This is a genomic window from Helicobacter sp. MIT 14-3879 (genome assembly GCF_003364125.1).
Genome location: NZ_NXLP01000190.1, coordinates 1 through 546, shown reverse-complemented (window position 1 = coordinate 546; position 546 = coordinate 1). Strand labels below are relative to the sequence as shown.

At 28.9% G+C, this 546-nt stretch carries 1 pseudogene; it reads right to left on the bottom strand.

What is annotated here, in order from left to right:
- A pseudogene (locus tag CQA44_RS12290) lies at window positions 1-546 on the bottom strand (lipase); the annotation flags it as partial.

Sequence of the window (546 nt, the reverse complement as noted above, 5' to 3'; positions counted from 1 at the left end):
TCCTTTATCACTAAATACACCATAGCTTACTAAATCTTGCATTATAGGATAATCATCATTATGTTTTTTTAATCCTCTTGAGCTAGGGAGTATTAAGGCTACTTGTGTGCAGGGAGAAGGAATACCTGCTATATTATTAGAACAACCAATAATAGAGCTATATAATAAATCAGATTCTAAGATAATAGGGATATTATTACTTTTTATACTTTTACCTAATTTAGATTTTAATTTAACTATACCATTATGAGGACATTTTATTTCATCATCTTCTAAGAGGGGGTGCAGATAAGATGTGCTTGATGTGCTTAGAGATTTATTTATTTCTTGTTGTGTTTTAGATAATGCTTTTACTTTTTCTTGTTTATCTTTAGATTCTTTATTTGTTAATTCTAGTTTTATATTAAGAGTAGAATTAAGAAGAGAATAATTTAGAAGTGTAAGAGTAGAGGAGTTTAAAAAGATAAGGAGTGTTCCAATATTATTTTCTTCATCTTTGGGAGAGAAGTGGTAGATAGGGTGGGATTCATCTAAGTTAGAGGTAGA